Annotated in this window: 19 protein-coding genes; 11 read left to right on the top strand and 8 right to left on the bottom strand. The window is 41.2% G+C overall.

The annotated features are described in order from the left end of the window. On the bottom strand, nucleotides 1-172 hold a 172-nt coding region (locus JWR61_RS23805), incomplete at its 3' end, for a metal-dependent transcriptional regulator (protein WP_367881818.1). A 111-nt stretch (nucleotides 173-283) separates the two neighbouring features. Here JWR61_RS23805 and JWR61_RS23800 point away from each other — a divergent pair. The 8 genes from JWR61_RS23800 to JWR61_RS23765 all read left to right on the top strand — a co-directional run bounded on the left by JWR61_RS23800 (nucleotide 284) and on the right by JWR61_RS23765 (nucleotide 10837). Next, complete coding sequence (locus JWR61_RS23800) at nucleotides 284-664, top strand: RidA family protein (RefSeq protein WP_301930198.1); 381 nt, start codon at nucleotides 284-286, stop codon at nucleotides 662-664. Nucleotides 665-1078: 414 nt separating this feature from the next. Then, on the top strand, nucleotides 1079-2731 hold the full coding sequence (gene glgP, locus JWR61_RS23795) for an alpha-glucan family phosphorylase (RefSeq protein ID WP_301930197.1): 1653 nt from the start codon (nucleotides 1079-1081) through the stop codon (nucleotides 2729-2731). 159 nt (nucleotides 2732-2890) lie between these two features. Beyond that, entirely contained in the window at nucleotides 2891-3568 is a 678-nt protein-coding gene (locus JWR61_RS23790) for an SGNH/GDSL hydrolase family protein (RefSeq protein ID WP_301930196.1), read from the top strand. Between the two features lie 491 nt (nucleotides 3569-4059). After that, nucleotides 4060-5973, top strand: a complete 1914-nt coding sequence (locus tag JWR61_RS23785; protein ID WP_301930195.1) for an SPFH domain-containing protein — start codon at nucleotides 4060-4062, stop codon at nucleotides 5971-5973. 174 nt (nucleotides 5974-6147) lie between these two features. Continuing rightward, nucleotides 6148-7962, top strand: a complete 1815-nt coding sequence (locus JWR61_RS23780) for a DUF4139 domain-containing protein (RefSeq protein WP_301930194.1) — start codon at nucleotides 6148-6150, stop codon at nucleotides 7960-7962. A gap of 269 nt (nucleotides 7963-8231) precedes the next feature. Continuing rightward, complete coding sequence (locus JWR61_RS23775; protein ID WP_301930193.1) at nucleotides 8232-8657, top strand: thioesterase family protein; 426 nt, start codon at nucleotides 8232-8234, stop codon at nucleotides 8655-8657. 144 nt (nucleotides 8658-8801) lie between these two features. Next, nucleotides 8802-10040, top strand: a complete 1239-nt coding sequence (locus tag JWR61_RS23770; RefSeq protein WP_301930192.1) for an MFS transporter — start codon at nucleotides 8802-8804, stop codon at nucleotides 10038-10040. A 32-nt stretch (nucleotides 10041-10072) separates the two neighbouring features. After that, entirely contained in the window at nucleotides 10073-10837 is a 765-nt protein-coding gene (locus JWR61_RS23765; protein WP_301930191.1) for a thioredoxin family protein, read from the top strand. A 50-nt stretch (nucleotides 10838-10887) separates the two neighbouring features. Here the strand turns inward: JWR61_RS23765 and JWR61_RS23760 are convergent, their stop codons facing one another. Further along, the gene (locus tag JWR61_RS23760) at nucleotides 10888-11736 is read right to left on the bottom strand and encodes a DUF6263 family protein (protein WP_290340184.1); all 849 of its coding nucleotides are present in this window, start codon (nucleotides 11734-11736) and stop codon (nucleotides 10888-10890) included. 245 nt (nucleotides 11737-11981) lie between these two features. On the opposite strand from JWR61_RS23760, the gene JWR61_RS23755 reads away from it, so the two are divergent. Both JWR61_RS23755 and JWR61_RS23750 read left to right on the top strand, forming a co-directional pair. Then, nucleotides 11982-12863 (top strand): J domain-containing protein, encoded by an 882-nt coding sequence (locus tag JWR61_RS23755; RefSeq protein WP_301930190.1) that lies wholly within the window; start codon nucleotides 11982-11984, stop codon nucleotides 12861-12863. Between the two features lie 7 nt (nucleotides 12864-12870). Beyond that, a complete protein-coding gene (locus tag JWR61_RS23750; RefSeq protein WP_301930189.1) occupies nucleotides 12871-13164 on the top strand; it encodes a chaperone modulator CbpM in 294 nt (97 codons plus the stop codon). A 70-nt stretch (nucleotides 13165-13234) separates the two neighbouring features. Here JWR61_RS23750 and JWR61_RS23745 read toward each other — a convergent pair whose 3' ends face one another. The 5 genes from JWR61_RS23745 to JWR61_RS23725 form a co-directional block, all read right to left on the bottom strand. Beyond that, nucleotides 13235-14656 carry a Glu/Leu/Phe/Val dehydrogenase gene (locus JWR61_RS23745; RefSeq protein ID WP_301930188.1) on the bottom strand — a complete coding sequence of 474 codons (1422 nt, stop codon included), beginning with the start codon at nucleotides 14654-14656 and terminating at the stop codon, nucleotides 13235-13237. Between the two features lie 266 nt (nucleotides 14657-14922). Then, entirely contained in the window at nucleotides 14923-15141 is a 219-nt protein-coding gene (locus JWR61_RS23740; RefSeq protein ID WP_301930187.1) for a CcmD family protein, read from the bottom strand. Then, a complete protein-coding gene (gene ccsA / locus JWR61_RS23735) occupies nucleotides 15131-15808 on the bottom strand; it encodes a cytochrome c biogenesis protein CcsA (RefSeq protein WP_301930186.1) in 678 nt (225 codons plus the stop codon). Before ccsA ends, JWR61_RS23740 begins: the two co-directional genes overlap by 11 nt. A gap of 95 nt (nucleotides 15809-15903) precedes the next feature. After that, on the bottom strand, nucleotides 15904-16557 hold the full coding sequence (locus tag JWR61_RS23730) for a heme exporter protein CcmB (RefSeq protein ID WP_290340178.1): 654 nt from the start codon (nucleotides 16555-16557) through the stop codon (nucleotides 15904-15906). 99 nt (nucleotides 16558-16656) lie between these two features. Then, nucleotides 16657-17223, bottom strand: coding sequence for a thymidine kinase (locus JWR61_RS23725; protein WP_301930185.1), 567 nt, complete (start codon nucleotides 17221-17223; stop codon nucleotides 16657-16659). Between the two features lie 122 nt (nucleotides 17224-17345). Between JWR61_RS23725 and JWR61_RS23720 the strand changes: the two genes are divergently transcribed. Then, entirely contained in the window at nucleotides 17346-18065 is a 720-nt protein-coding gene (locus tag JWR61_RS23720) for a hypothetical protein (RefSeq protein WP_301930184.1), read from the top strand. Here JWR61_RS23720 and JWR61_RS23715 read toward each other — a convergent pair. Next, entirely contained in the window at nucleotides 18038-19285 is a 1248-nt protein-coding gene (locus tag JWR61_RS23715) for a 3-deoxy-D-manno-octulosonic acid transferase (protein WP_301930183.1), read from the bottom strand. The two genes, JWR61_RS23720 and JWR61_RS23715, sit on opposite strands and share 28 nt — an antisense overlap. Between the last annotated feature and the right edge of the window lie 56 nt (nucleotides 19286-19341).

The raw sequence follows: 19341 nt of genomic DNA, 5'->3' as shown, positions 1-19341 counted from the left end.
ATTTTTCGTATTCCACCAGTTGTTTGGTTTGCAGCTTCTTCAGCATGTCCGTAACGGAAGCCGGTTTGGTACGCAATTCATTGGCCAGCGAATTGGTGGTTACAGTAGCCGTTTGCTGCTGCAGGTGATAAATGCTTTTGATATAGTTTTCTTCTGAAACAGAAAAATTCATAGAGGCTAAATTTAAATTTAGGCAAATCTAAAAAAAATGAATGGCATTTCCAACAATTTTAAATTCGGCGGGATTACCCGGTTTTGTATCTTGTAATTCAATTTTTAAAATATGCGGAAACAAATTGGTTCAGGTTCGCCCTGGGAAGACATTGTTGGTTATTCAAGGGCAGTTAAAGTTGGTAATATAATCGAGGTAGCAGGTACAACTGCCATGGACGGCGATACACTCGTTGGCGAAGGCGATGTATATGCGCAAACAATATTTATTTTTCAAAAGATAGACCAAGCTTTGCAGGATCTTGGCAGTTCATTAAACGATGTAGTGCGTACCCGGATGTTTGTAACCAATATAAATGACTGGGAATTGATAGGTAGAGCGCACGGAGAATTTTTTGCCGCTATAAAACCAGTGGCAACGATGGTGGAAGTAAAAGCATTGATCAATAGTGATCTGCTGATAGAAATTGAAGTAACTGCCATAATTCCATAACCGTGGCTACCGGTGCCACATGCACGACACAAAAGTTGATTTTGTTTTACGTAAAACATGGCTACATTTTAATCGCGGGTCATTGAGTTGATATGACTGTTTCCTCTTTTCATTTCAAAACGTTCTGCCGGTTAAGTTATCCACGGCATGCTGTGGTGGTCTCGACTGAGTATTCGTACTGGTATCGACGGCGATTGACTGCAAACGTTTCCAGTAGCATGAAACATAACAGGGGTAGCCGTTCCATGCAATTCTAACATTATAAAAGTATCGTTTAGACTGTTTTTTACGCCGCTGTAGTTTTATTTTTAAGGCAGCGGATATATGTATTTTGTACACAATATTTGTTTCGCAACGGGCGTTTTTCTGGAAATATCCAATTATCTTGCGGTCCTAAAAATTTTACCTGTTATTATGAGTTTTAATAATTACAAAGTCCCTTATCCAGTCGACGACAATTACAGCAAAAGAATCGCTTACTTTTCCATGGAGTTTGCAGTGCATCAGCCCTTAAAAATTTACAGCGGCGGCCTTGGGTTTTTATCCGGCTCTCATATGCGCAGTGCATATGAATTAAAACAGAATTTAGTCGGCATAGGTATTTTATGGAAATATGGCTACTACGACCAGGCCCGTAATGCTGACCAGACATTGCAGGTGCAATGGAATGAAAAGATCTACAATTTTTTAGAAGATACCGGCATCAAGTTTCAGATTAACATTCACGATCACCCGGTTTGGGTAAAAGTATGGTACCTGAATCCGGAGACATTTAAGAGTGCGCCAATGTTTTTATTGAGCACCGACTTGCCAGAGAATGATTATGTTAGCCAAACCATTACCCATCGTTTGTATGACGGCAATGTGGCCACCAAGGTAGCCCAGTTTATCTTACTGGGTGTTGGGGGTGCCAAGCTGATGGATGAAATCAATTTCAGTCCTGAACTGTATCATTTAAATGAAGCCCATGCGATCAGTGCCGCTTTTTACCTGTATAGAAAATTTGGCAATTTGGAAGATGTGCGCAAGCGACTTGTATTTACAACCCATACGCCTGAAGAAGCGGGCAATGAAAAGCATGATATATTTCTTTGCCAGAAAATGAGTTATTTCTGCGGCATGCCTTTAGAAGAAGTACGAAGGCTAACCGGCATTAAAGACGACCAGTTTAATCATTCACTCGCTGCATTGCGATTTGCGAAACTTGCCAATGGTGTATCACAGCTGCATGGCGAAGTAAGTCGTAAAATGTGGGGTAAGTATGAAGGTATTTGCGAAATTAAGGCTATAACCAATGCACAAAACTGGACTTACTGGGCAGACAAACAAATGTATAAAGCCAAATCGGAAGGCAATGATGTTTGGTTTGACGACCGTAAACGGTTTTTGAAAAAAAGAGCCATGGATATTGTGGCAGATCAAACGGGAAAGCTAATGGACCCGGATGTACTGACTATTGTTTGGGCCCGCCGCTTTGCAGGTTACAAAAGAGCCGAATTATTAACACGTGATCATAAACGATTTGAAGCTTTATTAAAAAATACCAAGCATCCGGTGCAGATTATCTGGGCTGGTAAACCATACCCGCTGGATTATCCTGCCATAAACGATTTTAACCACCTGGTACATTTAAGCAAGCAATATAAAAATGTGGCTGTTTGTGTGGGTTATGAATTGGCTTTAAGTAAAAGGTTAAAACAGGCGGCAGATGTTTGGCTAAACAACCCCAGGGTGCCGAGGGAAGCCAGCGGTACAAGCGGCATGACGGCTGCTATGAACGGGGCGGTAAATTTTAGTACCAACGACGGCTGGATTTGCGAATTTATTCACAACGGCAACAATGGTTTCGTGGTGCCCCCGATTGATTATGAAAATATTCATGTGCAGGAGCAGGACGAATATGATCTGAACCAATTGTACGATATACTTGAAAATCAGATTCTTCCTTTGTACTACGATCAGAAAGATACCTGGAGAGACATTGTAAAGAATGGCATGAATGACGTACAAGTGCAATTTGACAGTAACCGCATGGCAGATGAGTATTATAAGATTCTGTATAAATAAACACGTAAAAATGATTCAAAAGCCTCTGCAAAGAGGCTTTTTTTTGTGCTCACGGCGAACCTTTTAGGGTTTAAATCCGTTAATTTGCGTATGTATAAATCGGGGCTGCTATATTGCTGGATTTTATATGCACTCTTATCGTGTACCAAACCGCAGCACATGCAACAATGGAAAGGCGAAGTAAAACCGGATACCCTCGTTGCCACCGTACCCGTAGTAGTAAATGATTCCTCGCAGGTTTCATTTCTTGCACTGGGCGATTCATATACTATCGGTCAATCTGTTAACGCCGCCGACCGTTTCCCCATTCAAACGGCAAAATTGCTAAATCAGGAAAAAATAGAATGTACACAACCTGATATAATCGCTGTATCAGGCTGGACTACAGGAAATTTACTGGGTTTTCTTGCTGAAACAGATCCACCGAAGCCTGTGTATGATATCGTGACCTTGTTGATTGGTGTGAATAACCAATACCAAAACCGGCCTAAAGATGAGTATGGAAGGGAATTTTTACTACTGCTAAACCGGGCCATACAATACGCAGGCAATCGTAAAAACAGGGTAATCGTATTGTCCATTCCTGATTATAGCGTTACGCCTTTTGCAAGCCATAGTGATACTGCGCTCATCGCAAAAGAAATAGATGAATTTAATGCAGTGAACAGAAGTATCGCCCAGCAGGCTGGCGTTCAATACCTGAATGTTACCGGCTTTACAAGGCTGGCTGCAAATGATCCATCACTTATTGCAGCTGATGGGCTGCACCCTTCCGGCGCTGAATATACTGTTTGGGCACAGGCATTGGTACCGGTCATAAAAGCGGCGCTACAATAAATGATGCTGTTGTGTAAACAAAGTTACCGCTCGTCCCTGTTCCGCTTTTACCTATGTATAGTTTGTACAATCTTTACATCCGTAATAACTAAACAATGAAACCCGATTCTGATAAGGTAATCTACTTCTTAAAAGATTTTATTCTTAACAACTTCAACACACCTCCGCCCGGATACAAGGCATAAAGCTTAAAGCAAATGCTTAAGGCAAGAGGCTACCAAACAATTGCTCTTCACGTTTTTTTTTGACGGTTTAACCATTGCGGCTTTTTCTTCAATGCAGGCGCTTACAAATTATTGTACAATAATGAACTATTGTAAAAGCGTGCGACGCCAATGAAGCTTTATAGCAGCACACATGCCTGGCAAAAAATAAACCGTCATTTTAAGCGAATTGAATAGCTTTAGTAATCAAAACTCATTGCCTTGCCTAATCATCTGCAATCTGTTCCTTACCACTAATATTTCACTAAAACCTAAACCAACATTAACATGGAAGCGCATGAACTCATCAAATGGGGATTGATCATTGGTATCCCTCTACTTGTATTGATTTTATACAAATTTATTCTACGTGTATTTGCAGGCGTTGTCATTGTGCCTGAAGACAGGATTGGTCTCGTAACCAAAAAATTTGTACTGTTTGGCAAACAACAATTACCTGAAGGTCGCATCGTAGCCACTGATGGTGAAGCAGGTTTCCAGGCGCAAACATTACCACCCGGTATGTATTTCGGCAAATGGATATGGCAGTACGATATTACTTTTCAGCCATTCATTATCATTCCAACAGGTCAGCTTGGTTTAATACTGGCTAAGGACGGTGCCGAACTGGAAACAGGCAGCATTTTGGGCCGCAAGGTAAACTGCGACAGCTACCAGGACGCAGTAGCCTTTTTAAAAAACGGTGGCCGCAAAGGAAGGCAGACAGCCATTATAGCGCCCGGTTCCTACCGTATCAACACTTTTTTGTTCAGTGTTGAAATGACGGACATGACCAGTATTCCTGACAATGCTGTGGGCGTTGTTACAACACAGGAAGGTAAACCGCTGGAAGAAGGACAGATTGCGGGAAAGATCATTGAAGGCCATAATAAATTCCAGGACGTTGATATTTTTATGAACAATGGCGGTTATAAAGGCTTGCAGGAGCAGGTGATACTGGCCGGTACTTATTTTTTAAATCCCTGGTTTACAAAAGTTGAAATGGTGAGCATGACGGAAATAGCCATTGGACATGTAGGCGTGGTGATCAGTTATGTGGGAGGAGATGGTGTTGACCTAAGCGGTATAGAATTCAAGCACGGCAACATCGTGGCCAAAGGAAGCAAAGGTGTTTGGGCAGAACCTTTGGGACCCGGAAAATATCCCATCAATCCTTTTATTATGAAAGTTGAACTGGTGCCCACTACCAACCTGGTCTTAAACTGGGCCAATGCAAGAAGTGAAAGTCATCAGCTGGATAAACATTTATCTACCATTACAGTCCGCAGTAAAGATGGTTTCCCTTTTAACCTGGACGTGTCGCAAATTATACACATACCTACAACAGAGGCGCCCAAGGTAATTGCACGTTTCGGTAACATGAACAACCTGGTGAGCCAGGTGTTGGAACCAACCATTGGTAACTACTTTCGTAACAGTGCACAGGACAGTGATGTAATTGCGTTCTTAGGAACCCGTAAGGAACGCCAGGAATCCGCCAGGATGCACATTGGTAAAGTGCTGGATCAATACAACGTAAACGGTGTGGACACACTGATAGGTGATATCGTTCCTCCCGAAAGTTTAATGAAGACATTAACCGATCGTAAAATAGCGGAAGAACAAAAAGTAACCTACGAAACAGAAATGAAGGCGCAGGAAACACGACAAACGCTGGAAAAAGAAACAGCGATTGCCGACATACAAAAAGAAATTGTAAAAGCCGACCAGGGCGTGTTGATTGCCGAGCGTATTGCAGATGCCTCCGTTAAAAAAGCGACAGGTGAAGCAAACAGCGTTCGTTTACAATCTACCGCAGAAGCGGACAGGTTAAGGTTGCTGGCAAATGGTGATGCGGAAAAAATCCGTGTATTGGCAAAAGCAAATGCCGAACAAATTGAATTGCTGGCAAAAGCAAACGCAGAACAAATCAGCCTCACCGGTAATGCTGAAGCTGAAAGAATTCTTGCCATTGGTAAATCGAATGCAGAGTCTTACAAGCTTTCAGTGGAAGCGATGGGCGGCAATAATTTTACGCAGTTAAAAGTGATGGAAGCCATCGGTGCACAAAACATAAAAATTATGCCTGACATTTTAATTGGCGGGGGAAGTGATGGCGCCAACGGTCCGATCAGTGGTTTGCTGGGTTTAAAACTGCTGGAAGAAATTGCGAAGAAAAAAGATGCGGAGCAGCAGAATTAAAAAGATATCATAAGCATGTACAATCCTTCTCCATTTTTGGGGAAGGATTTTTTTTGTCAATTGTTTACACGAGGATGAGGTGCTCGGTTAAATAAAATTGTCTATGCACAAATTTTTAAAATTCATGTTTATGTATTTCAATTGAAGACAGCATCTGTTCAAAAACAGATCAGCATGAAAAAGATAAGTCTTGTATTAATTGCTCTTGTATGCATTCATTTTGCAACAGCAAAAGATGGTGGTGGCAATACCGTTAAAGCCGCACTCAATGCAGTAACCGTATACCGCACTGGTGCAGAACTTACCCACCAGGCAAAAGCCCAGCTGGCGGGCGGCAACAACGAACTGGTAATTGAAAATATCAGCAATGCGCTTGACCCTAACAGTATACAGGTAAATTGCGATGGCAATGTAACGGTGATGGGCATTGAGTTTAGCACCGATTATTTAAAAGAAGAAGTGAAAAGTCCTACTGTCCGGCTGCTGGAGGATTCGGTTGATAAGATCAGCCGCCAACTGGATAAAACCAGGTCTTCCATTAATATTGTAAATGATTTGATCAGTGTTTTAAAGGCCAATAAAGAAATTAAAGGAACACAAACAGGATTAAGTGTGGCCGAACTGATGAAACTGATGGAGTATTACAAAACAAAATCGGGTGAATTGCAGAATGAACTGGCAGCCTTAAATCAACAGCAGGTAAAGCAGGATAAACAATTAAAAAAGCTGAACGAACAAATCGCCGAAGAGCAAAATAGAAATACCAAATCTGCCGGTAAATTGATTTTGCAATTGAGCTGTGCCATTGCCGGAAAATATGATTTTAATATTTCGTACGTAACGCAAAATGCTTACTGGACGCCATTTTACGATCTTCGTGCAGCAAATATTGCTTCTCCGCTAAAAATAGTTTACCGGGCTAAAATATTTCAAACAACGGGTATCGATTGGAAACAAGTGAAGTTGAGTTTGTCTACTTCAACACCCACCCAAACAGGCAATGCTCCATTATTTAAAACCTGGTTTTTAAGTTATATTAATCCTGTAAACTTCTATAATAATACGCTTGCCATGGAAAATACCATATCAGGTTTAGCCGGTAAAGCAGCAGGCTTGAATGAGGTGGTTGTTGTTGGTTACGGTTCAACTTCCGCATATGAAGATTCAGAAAAGCGAAAAGAAGAAGCCCAACCGGTCTACATTGTAAACGGCGCAGAAATGTCAGCTGGAGAATTCAAGAAAATACGCCCCGGCGCTATTAAGAGCAGACAGGTATTAAAGGATGCTGCAGCTGCGGCTATTTATGGTTCAAGAGCCAGTGCAGGTGCAGTTATTATCACTTTAAAAGATGGTCTGGATGATTACATCACCATATCTGATAAAGAATTAAATGTAATTTTCGATATCGATTTGCCGTACGATGTACCCACCAACGGCAAGGCACAAACAGCGGTTTTAAAAGAATATGAAGTGCCCGCAACATACCAGTTTTATGCAGTCCCCAAACTGGATAAGGAAGTTTTTTTACTGGCGCAAATTGCTGACTGGGAAAAGCTGAATCTTTTGCCGGGTGAAGCCAATATTATTTTTGAAGGCACCTACATCGGCAAGTCCTTTATTGATCCTTCTTCTACACAGGATACGCTGAACCTTACCATGGGCCGGGATAAACGGGTTGTGGTGAAAAGAGAAAAGTTGATGAATTACAGCAGCGCTAAATTTTTAGGTGCCAATAAAAAGCAAATATTTACCTATGAGACTACAGTGAAAAATAATAAAAAAGAAGCCATTAATATTTTGCTGAAAGATCAATACCCGTTATCTCAAAATAAAGAGATAGAGGTAGAATTGGTTGAAAGCGATGGTGCTGCAGTGAATACCGAAACAGGAGTACTAAACTGGAAACTGCAATTGGCTGCCGGGGAAAGCAAAAAGGTACGCATAAGCTACAGTGTTAAATATCCCAAAGACAAATTATTAAACCTATAACAGGGAGCCTCCAACGGAGGGTTCCTGGAACATTCATCGGCGATATTTTTCTTCATAAGAAAATGACCCGATTTCGCGGGCATACAGGAGCCCTGAATTTTCAGAGTGCCTTTTAATTTATTTTTAGATTGGCTGGTACATCAGTCAGAGGTTGTAAGACTTTTCCAATCAGGGGAAGCACCACATATTCGTAAGTTCTAAGAACTCTCCTTTGGAGGGTAATGACGCTGCCTTATTTTAATTTACATTTGTTATCCAAAGAAAAAATTATGAGTGATTATTTTAAGCAGGTAGAAATACGGTGGAGTGACCTGGATCCCAACTTTCATTTACGTCATTCGGCCTATTATGATTTTGGAGCTTACAGCCGCGTTTCGTTTATGAATGAAAATGGCATTACGCCTCAAGTGTTGAGTAATGCACATATTGGTCCGGTTATTTTCAGGGAAGAATGTGTGTTTAGAAAAGAAATAAAATTCGGCGATCAGGTTAAAATCAATCTTAAACTGGCAAAGTCAAATGACGATTTCTCCCGCTGGACAATGGTGCATGAAATATGGAAAAACGAAAACACCCTGAGTGCCGTTATAACGCTTGACGGTGCCTGGATGGATACGGTGCACCGCAAACTAACAGTTCCACCACAGGCTTTCAAAGATTTGTTCAGTATTATTTCAAATGATACCGGCGAATAAACCAATGAAATTTGCCCGGTAATTTACTGCGTTTGCGAACTGTAATATGCGAAGCTGCTTTGGCTTTTGCTTTAACCTATTCATCAAATACATGACCGGACAATTTATCCGGAAGCAAAAAAATATCTTTATTACTAATACTAAATGCTTAACACCACCATCAATTTATACAAAAACGCCTACGCTGGCATTGCCCGCAAAATGTGGCTGCTGGCGCTGGTAATGCTGATCAACCGCAGCGGAACAATGGTGCTGGCCTTTATGACCCTGTATTGCCATCACATCGGCTACACCATGCAGCAGGGCGGATGGGTAGTGGCGATCTATGGAATTGGCTCTTTAGTGGGCGCTTTTGCAGGCGGTAAAATCAGTGATCGGTTCGGATTTTATTACACGCAATTTTTATCCCTGCTTTGCGGTGGTATATTATTTATTGTGCTGGGGCTGATGCAGTCTTATGCGGCCATTTGTATCTGTACATTTTTTTTAAGTATGGTCAACGAAGCCTTCAGACCTGCCAATGCAACCGCCATCGCTTTTTACAGTGCGCCCGAGAGCCGGACCCAGTCATTTTCACTCATAAGACTGGCCATTAATATTGGCTGGGGAATTGGCAGCGCATTGGGTGGTTTGCTGGCGTCCATCAACTACCACTTATTGTTTTGGGTAGATGGTGCAACCAATATCATTGCCGCATTTTTATTACTGGCTATTCTGCCAAGAATTACCCTGGTGCAGCAAAAGCAGTTGCAGCAATCAAAAGAAAAAAAGGTGGTTGGTACACCCGCGGTATCTCCCTACCAGGATAAACCATTCCTGTTATTTTTATGCCTGCAGGTGTTGTTTGCTGTTTGCTTTTTTCAACTCTTTACAACTGTGCCTTTGTATTTTAAAGAAGGCCTGCAGCTGAATGAATTTTTGATCGGCGTTGTGATGGCAATGAACGGGCTGCTGATAGCACTTGTTGAAATGGTAATCGTTTTTAAACTGGAGGGCAGAAAGCCTTACCTTGTACTGATGTCGTACGGAACATTGATCATGGCTTTCTCCTTTTTATTGTTGAATATCCCCTTTGCACATGGCTTCATTGTTGCGCTGGTGTTTATGTTTTTTATCACTTTGTCGGAAATGACGGCGATGCCTTTTATGAACAGCTATTATATTGGTCGCAGCAGCGAAGGCAATCGTGGGCAATATGCGGCCTTGTATACCATGGCCTGGAGCCTGGCTCAAGTAATAGGCAGCAGCAGCGGAACACAGATAGTGCAGCTGACAGGTTTTTTTACTTTATGGTGCGCAATAGCATTAATCAGTTTTGTTGGCGCTGCCGGTTATCATTACCTGTACAAACAGAATGTTAATAAAAGATTTTCCGCAACCTAGCGGGTAATTACTGCGTACTTAAAAAAAAGAGTATGAAAAAATTAGTATTTGGATCCGTAGTTATAATGGCATTTATTGCCGGCAGCCTGAGTTGCTGTTCTGCTAAAAAATCTCCTGAAAAGGGCGCTACGACGGACACTGTTCATGGTTTTGCAATAATGGAATTATTTACATCACAGGGTTGCAGCAGCTGTCCTCCCGCAGATGAGTTACTCGGCAAATACGCGGCACAAAACAATCCGAACATCATTCCGCTTTCTTTTCATGTCGATTACTGGAACCGGCTCGGCTGGAAAGATTCTTTCAGCGATGCCGCATTTTCGCAACGGCAACGTATCTATGCCAGCCAGATTGTAAATGGTTCTGTTTATACTCCTCAACTGGTAATAAATGGTGTCACAGAAATGGTGGGCAGCGAAGTAAAGAAAGTTGAAGCTGCGATAAAAATGGCGCTTGGTCACAACCCTTCCACAACGGTTGTTTTCAATAGCACGGAAATTAAAAAGGATGCAATTGTTATCGGGTATAATATAACCGGTAACGTCAGCAAGGCTGATGTATTGGCCTTGTTAGTGCAAACTAAAGCCAATACTAAAATTAAAGCCGGGGAAAATAATGGCGCAATGCTTACAAGCTATAATGTAGTCAGAAGTATGCAATCAATGCCGGCAAAACCAGCGGGAACCTGCACTTTAGCCTTACCGTCCTCTTTTGAGAAAGATAAATTCAGTGTTGTTTTATTGATTCAGCAAAAAGATAATTTGGCAATAACCGGGGCTGCCAGAGTCAAGTTATAAAAAAACCGTTGCCGGTAAAGCAACGGTTAAGGCTTGTTGTAGTTATTATTTTACTGCATTTTTACAAGGCTAACCGAAGTTGCCTTTGCGGTAATTGGCACAGACTGACCCATTACATCAATTGTTCCGGTCAGGTCCATGGTACTCTTATTTTCTTTCTGCACATTGCTTGCCATATCTACTGTAACGGCAGATACAATTTTACTTGTCATAACTGCATTCATATCCATACCCTGCATCTGCATGGTTTTATTTATATCCAGCACACTGTTAACTGTAACCGCAGCTACTTTATTGGCAACAGAGTTCAGGGTGTAAGTCCTTACCAGTTTCATCCCTTCACCCGCTGTACTATCTTTCCAGCTTTCACCTGATTTCTTGCCTGAAGGAATTACCAAAAACAAGATGCCGGTAATATTATCCTGGCCGCCGCCCATCATTTCCATAACAGCAGCCATGGGATTAGCATCAGCAGTGCTATCTTTTTTTGTTGTGTCGGCTGATGCTATTGTTTTTCCTTCATTGGTTATTTCAACATCTTTTGGCACATTTAATTTGTCTTTGTAGAGGGCGCCGGCTTCTCCATCCATATCTTCTTTTTTGTCACTGTCAAAAGTTTTTTCCTGTCCCATACCACTGAAAGTAGATTTAAGGTAAGTTAGCTTTTGTGTAATCACATAGCCATTGCTTTTTACATCTTTTATGTCGGCACTTAATTTAGTGGCACTGCCAATTTTCATTTCCATGCTCTGGCCCATCATTTCCTGGTTTACACTTCCGTCAGAGCTGGATTCCACAATATAATGCTGTCCTTTCTTGACAACAATTTTTCCAGACGGAGCCTGTGCAAATGCATTTACACAGCAAACGGATAAAAAAACTACTACAATTCTTTTCATGTTGATTACTTTTTGGTCTGCAAATTTAATTACAATTAAGAGATATCCATTTTGTTTGCAGATGATTTTGCAAATTGGCTTATTTAGAATAGACCAATATTGTTTGTTAAAGTTAAATAAACATCCTGCCGCCTTAATTGTTTAGCAATAACAAGCGTAACACAGGTAAGAAGGTTTACACTTTATAAAAAAACGAAAACAAAATTATTGGGTATTACCTTTGTAGTAAGCGTAAAAACAAGGTTATGGAATTTGTAGATTATTATAGCATTCTGGGCGTTGATAAAAAGGCAACGGAAGATGACATTAAAAAGGCGTATCGTAAACTGGCGAGAAAATTACATCCTGATCTGAATCCCAACGATAAGGATGCCCACAAAAAATTTCAACAGGTGAATGAAGCCAATGAAGTGCTGAGTGATCCTGAGAAAAGAAAAAAATACGATCAGTACGGAAAAGACTGGCAGCATGCGGACCAGTTTGAACAACAACGCCACTCGCAACGGCAATCACCATTTTCTTCCGGCGGCAGCCAGTTTGGCGGCGGCGAAGAAGGAGATTTTTCAAGTTTTTTTGAATCTATGTTTGGAGGATCGGGCCGCAGCAGGCAAACAAAATTCAGGGGGCAGGATTACAATGCCGAATTACATCTTGGCTTAACAGAAGCCATGGAAACACACCAGCAAACCCTGACGGTAAATGGAAAAAATATTCGCATCACCATTCCGGCCGGTGTAGAAAACGGGCAGGTAATTAAATTAAAAGGACATGGCGCCCCGGGAGTAAACGGCGGTCCCGCAGGTGATTTGTTTATTACGTTTGTAATTGCGCCGCACCACGGCTTTAAGCGAATGGGTAACGACTTGTATACACACGCGGAAATTGATTTGTATACAGCGATGCTCGGAGGCGAAACCACTATTGATACACTGAAAGGAAAGGTGAAATTAAAAGTGAATCCTGAAACCCAGTATGGCACCAAGATCCGGCTAAAGGGAAAAGGTTTTCCTGTGTATAAAAAAGAAGGTGAGTTTGGTGATTTGTATGTTACCTACGATATAAAATTGCCCACCAATCTTACAGAAAAGCAGAAGGAATTGTTCACTGAATTATCCAAGCTTAAATAATCATCGTATGCCAACCTCACAATTGATAGCAGCCACTGAATTTTGTATTTATCATAATATAGAATTATCATTTATTGAATCTTTGCAGCAATCAGGTTTAATAACCGTAGTTGTACAGGAAGAAAGATTATTTGTAGAGGAGAATGAATTGCCGCAACTGGAAAAAATGGTAAGGTTATATCACGAGATGGATATCAACCTGGAAGGCATAGAAACCATTACCTACCTGTTGCAGCGCATGAATGATATGCAGCGGCAAATTGCAGAATTAAACAAGCGGTTAAGCCTGTATGAAGGTTGATTTTTAATTGCTGAATAAAAAAAATCCCCTCTACTACAGGAAGGGATTTTTTTTTAAGTATAATCTGTTGTTATGGGAAAATGCCTAGTTCTGTATAAGTAATGGCCACTTTATTGATGGCGCTAACGTAGGCGGCTGTGCGCATGTCGGGTATGCCTGGGTTGCTGTGCCAGATATCCATAATCTCCCTTGTGGCATTGATCATGGTTTCTTCCAGGCCGCTGTGTACAAGGTCTATTTCTTCAGCGCCATGCATAATAATCTGTCTTTCTCTGTCAACAACCGGTTCGCCTTTTAACTCTTCAATCTGCGCCAGTATCCGGGCATTTAAATTTTCTGTAAAACGCTTTTCCAGGCGGCCATAGCGTACGTGGCTCAGGTTTTTCAACCACTCAAAATAACTTACCGTTACACCACCTGCATTCAGATACATATCCGGTACGCATAAAATCCCTTTTTCTATAAATACTTCATCTGCTTCAGGCGTGCAGGGACCATTGGCCGCTTCACCTATAATTTTTGCTTTTATCCTGGGGGCGTTATCTCCGTTAATTACATTTTCCAGTGCCGCGGGAATCAGGATATCACATTCCAGTTCCAACGCATCCGAAGTTTGGGCCAGCATAGTTGCGCCGGGGAAATTAACAACAGAACCAGTTTTGATTCTAAACTGCAACAGGTCTTCTTCATTTATTCCATTTGCATTATATACAGCTCCGTCATGTTCCGCAATGGCAATTATGATGGCACCATTTTCCCTGAAAAATTTAGCAGAATGATAGCCTACATTTCCAAGCCCCTGTACTACTACTTTTTTTCCGGCAACACCCACCGTTAGTCCCAACCTTTTCATTACATCAGGCATATTGCATACTTCCCTCACTCCATAAAAAACGCCCAGTCCGGTTGCTTCTTTACGACCGCGAACTCCACCTTGTGTAATAGGTTTACCGGTTACGCAACCAGCGGCATCTATTTCGCCGGGTTTGAGTGATTGATAGGTATCAACAATCCATGACATTTCTCTTTCTCCCGTACCATAGTCAGGCGCCGGCACATCTATACCAGGACCGATAAAGTTTTTCTTTACCAGCTCAGAAGTGTACCGCCGGGTAATCTTTTCCAGTTCGTATACGCTGTAATTTCGCGGACTGATTTTTATACCACCTTTTGCACCGCCGAAGGGCACGTTAACAATGGCGCATTTATACGTCATCAATGCGGCCAGCGCCATTACCTCATCCTGGTTTACGGCATGGCTAAAGCGGATACCGCCTTTGCAAGGAGATTTATGCTGGCTATGCTGTACGCGGTAGGCTTCTACCACTTCAATACTGCCGTCATCGCGTTTGATGGGGAAATTCATCCTGTACACACTGTTACAGGCTTTAATCTGTTCTAAAATGCCATTATCCCACTTGGTAAATAAGGCTGCTTTATCAAAGCTTTTTTCTACGCTTTCGAAAAAACTGTACGTTGTTTGTGCTGACATAATTTTTGTTTAAATGATGCAATCGTAAATAAATCATAGCAACTGGCAGGCAGCTATTGAAGTTTTCCTGTGTGGTGCTTGGGGTTGATTGTAAAAAGATTTCACAACCAGCTTACTGTTTGAAAGTATTTTTTAATCTGATACATAAGTAATCAGCTCGAAACTGTATTATAAATAACTCTGTTGTATTAAATTTATTACAAAGGATGTGGACTAATTTATGAAGGCTTAAAATCAGTAAACACAATAATGGGGGCAGGCAGTTGCTACCCGTTTTCTTTTTCAATTTTGCCTATCTTCCTGTCTATACTTACAACGTATAAAAGCAGCCCGGCCAGTATGGTTAAGCAAACAGCAAGCACTACATAAATTTTTCCATTACTACGCATCCCTGTTTGCTCATTGTCACTCATTTGGGCAAACAGATTTGAACTAAACAAAAGTGCTGGTACGCTAAGCAACAGGTAATAAATTTTATTCCGCATTGAGTAAATTTTTATCTCTGATTAATTCAAGCCTGATATTTAAAGTGCTGATCCAGGCGCCCAGTAAAGTCCAGCCAATTACTGCCGGCAGAAATACCAGTTGCATATTGGCATCAAGATCTGCGCCGTTTAAACCGGGGTTGCCTTCAACACCCTTGCCGCCGGGATGTAAAGACTCCACCATTCTCGGTAAAATCATTATTAAGGGAATGTAAATAAAGTAGGCAAAGATGTTGTAGACCGCACTTACTTTAGCCCGTTTGTCAATATCCGGTACTGCATTTCTCAGCACCAGGTAGGCAAAATAAATGAGCAGGGCAATGGCAACACCAATTTGTTTGGGGTCGTTGCTCCAGGGCGATCCCCAGGTGTAAGTGGCCCAAATGGAGCCGGTAACCAATCCTAATATGCCCATTAAAATACCGGTTTTAGCGAAGCATACTGCAAAAATATCATACTTTAAGTCAGGCGTACGTAAATATAAAATGGAGTATACCAGGGAAATACTGAGCAGGGTAATTTGACCAAACCACATGGGAACATGAAAAAAAAGATTACGGGCAGTTTCCTTTAAATTACCGATATGGGGTATATGTATTAAAAATCCAGCGGTAAAAGTGTAAATCAATAATACTACCGCTAATATCTTCCACCAGCTTTTACGCATTTTTAAATAATAAGAAGGCAAATTTAGGGGAAAGCTGCCTTTATTGGCTGATAATTTTTAAAACTATAACGGGTATAGAGAGGGGAGCTCAATGCTTAGTCTTTCCACAGAAATGGAAATAAAATAATGGACAATATAAGCACCATAATATCCAGCCCCACAATAAGGCCGGTTAAATTTAAAACTGCTCCTGTCCGGAACTGTTCGCCAAAAGCTGCTTTGGACAAACGGATTACCAGTAATAACTGGGGCACAATTAAAGGGAAACCCAGGATGGCCATCAGGGCTGCATTTTGTTGCGCCTTGGCAGCAATGGCTGCAAGTAATGTAAACACGAGGCTTAAACTAATGCTACCCAGACATACAATACCTAAAAAAACAAGGGGTTTATCAAGTGGATTTTTTAACAGCAGGAAGAAAAGCCCAAGGCTCATCATGCTCATCAGCAGCATTAAAATGATATTGTAAATTAATTTGGCTATGATAAATTCCCTGGCGCCAGAAATAGAATAAAAATAAAGCATGCGGCCACGGCTTTCCTGTAAAAAACTTTTGGCCACGGCATTTACACAAACAAACAATTGTATCACCCAAAACAGCGCATTCCATACATCCGGCTCCGGGTTACTGAGGGACAGGTATAATACAAATATAGTAGACGCTACATATAACAATATGCCATAAAAGCTATGCTGCTGCCTTAGCTCCAGCAGTAAGTCTTTTTTTAATAAAGCAAAAATTGTTTTCATTAAAATGTAGCGCTTATTTATAAATCAGGTTTTCAAACTGCGTGTTAGGAATTTATTATTTTTAGTATAAAGAACCTCGCCTCAATATTGAAATGGAGGTTACTCTTTCAGCAGGGCACATATCCTGCAACGGGGTTCATATATGTCTTTTTCACCTAGTACCACCTGTCCAGCCGCGGCAGTTTTACGGTAACTGATATTAGCGATATTACCGCACTTTACACAGATGGCGTGCAGTTTGGTTATATAATCTGCAATAGCTAACAGGTTGGGCATTTGGCCAAATGGTTTGCCCGTATAATCCATATCCAGCCCGGCAATTATTACCCTTATACCCCGCAGTGCCAGCTGTTCGCACACGTTACCAATTTCCGCATCAAAAAATTGTGCTTCATCAATGCCTACCACATCAACCTCACCTGCGAGCAGCAAAATTGTTTGTGAGCTTTCAACCGGTGTACTCTGAATAAAATTGGTATCATGACTTACAATATTTACCTGGTCGTAGCGTACATCTATGGCCGGTTTAAAAATTTCGTAAGTGAGGTTGGCTATTTTTACCCTCTTTAAACGCCGGATGAGTTCTTCAGTTTTTCCGCTAAACATGCTTCCACAAATCACTTCAATAGAACCCCGCCCGCCTTTTAAATTTGGCTCAATAAACATTTATATATTTTTTAGAGATTGAGTTTGTAACTTTATTTTGAATGTTTGCAAAGATTGCCCTTTTAAGGCATTAGTCAAAACTAAATTTCTTTGTAATTGCTTATTAACAAATAATGGTATTTATGGAAAGAGTGGAAACACTTTTGCAGCAGCTGCAACAACAAGTAACTCAAAAATTTCCTCCGGAAAAAATATTGCTCACAGTAGAAATGATGCGCCATGAATTAATGCGTGTGCAGGGAATGCAACCGGCGCAAACCAGCAAACTGGTAACAGTATCCATGCCAATGCAAAATCCACAACCAAGATCAGCATCATCAGATGTTCAGCAAGAAAAAATAGTAGAAGTGCTGCAGGTAGATGAAGCCGCTATGGAAGCGGAGCTTGAAGAGATAAAACGCAATGCGTCTGTTATGCAACATATCAGCGCTACCAATAAACCAACTGTTCAGTACCAGCCGATTGATGAAATTCCAACATTCATTCACCAACCGGTTGCTGCCCCAAAAAAAGAAATCAACGAAGCTGTAGCCACTGAAAAAATATCTTTGAACGATACCTTGAGAGAATCTTTTAAAGAGCTGAGTTCTAAACTAAGTGATGGCCCCGTGAAGGACCTTAAAAAAGCAATTGGTGTTAACGACCGCTTTTTATTTATCAGTGAACTATTTCGTGGAGATGAAGCAATGTACGAACGTAGTATAAAAACAATTAACAGTTTTACCATCTGGCCTGAAGCAGAATACTGGATAAAGCGGGAGTTAAAAATCAAGATAGGCTGGTCGGAAGATAACCGGATTGTGCAGCAGTTTGATCAACTGATCAGGAGACGATTTGCTTGAATAAAATCTGCTATTTTTTTTGATGCGCCGGCATTGGAATACACATAAGTTTTTGCTGCTTTACCGGTTGTCTCTAATAATGTTTTGTTTTCCCACAATTTATTTAGTTCAGCTTCCAGTTCCAGGGCACTGTTAATGCTGATGCCTCCGCCACAATTAGTAAGCTCAATGGCCTCAATAAATTTTTCAAACTCAGGCCCATAAATTACAGGCTTTCCAAATACTGCTGCTTCCAGCACATTGTGTACGCCGTCGCCTCCAAATCCGCCACCAACATAGGTTATATCAGCATAGTAATACAGGCGGGAAAGCATGCCTACATTATCGATGATCAAAACATTTGTTGTAACACCGGGGGCATCTTTCAACTGTGAATAAAGTATTGCTCCGCTGAATTGTTTTTGAACGTCTTCTAAGTTATCCGCATCAATTTCATGCGGCGCCAGGATAAATTTTATCTGCGGATTGGCCTTTACATAATGAATTAATTCAGCTTCATCCTCCTCCCAGGTGCTGCCTGCTACGATAACTTTATTTTCGCCACAAAAACTTTGTATCATTGGAACCTGTGTAAACTGTGCTGCAATTTCGATCACACGGTCAAACCTGGTATCGCCACTTACGGTTACATTTTCAGCAAATCCCGCTTTGGTAAGTAATTCCTTTGATGCTTCATCCTGAACAAAAAAATGCGTAAAACTCGGCAGAATTTTTTTCCACATCCCACCATACCATTTAAAAAATGGCTGCCTGTTTCTGAAGATGCCGGATACCAATACAACCGGAATATTATGTTCCTTAAAAGCCTGCAAATAGAAAAACCAATACTCATATTTCACCCATAAAACCAGCGAGGGCTGAATGATAGAAATCATTTTGTCAGCATTGGCTTTACTATCGATGGGTAAATAAAAAACAGCATCTGCTCCGGTGTAATTTTTTTGGACTTCGTAGCCACTGGGCGAAAAAAAAGTAAGCACCACTCTTAATGACGGGTTTTGTTTTTTTAACAATTCGATTACGGGTCTGCCTTGTTCAAATTCCCCCAGGCTGGCACAATGCATCCATACCGTTTTTGTGTTATTATCACGCGGAAACGTGATTCCCGGAAATTTTTTTCTGCCCGAAACCCACAGTCCTGCCTTAGCATTCCATGGTGATAAAATTTTAAGACCCGCGATATAAAGCGAGAGGAAAATGCTATAAAGAAAGGTGCCCAATTGGTCGTTTTACGACAAAGCTAACAGCAAAAATTCAAATACAATCAGTTGCTATT

It is taken from the genome of Ferruginibacter sp., assembly GCF_028288465.1.
In the GTDB taxonomy this organism is placed as follows: Bacteria; Bacteroidota; Bacteroidia; order Chitinophagales; family Chitinophagaceae; genus Ferruginibacter.
The sequence above is the reverse complement of the archived record's forward strand: the minus strand, read 5'-3'. Positions and strand labels throughout refer to the sequence as shown.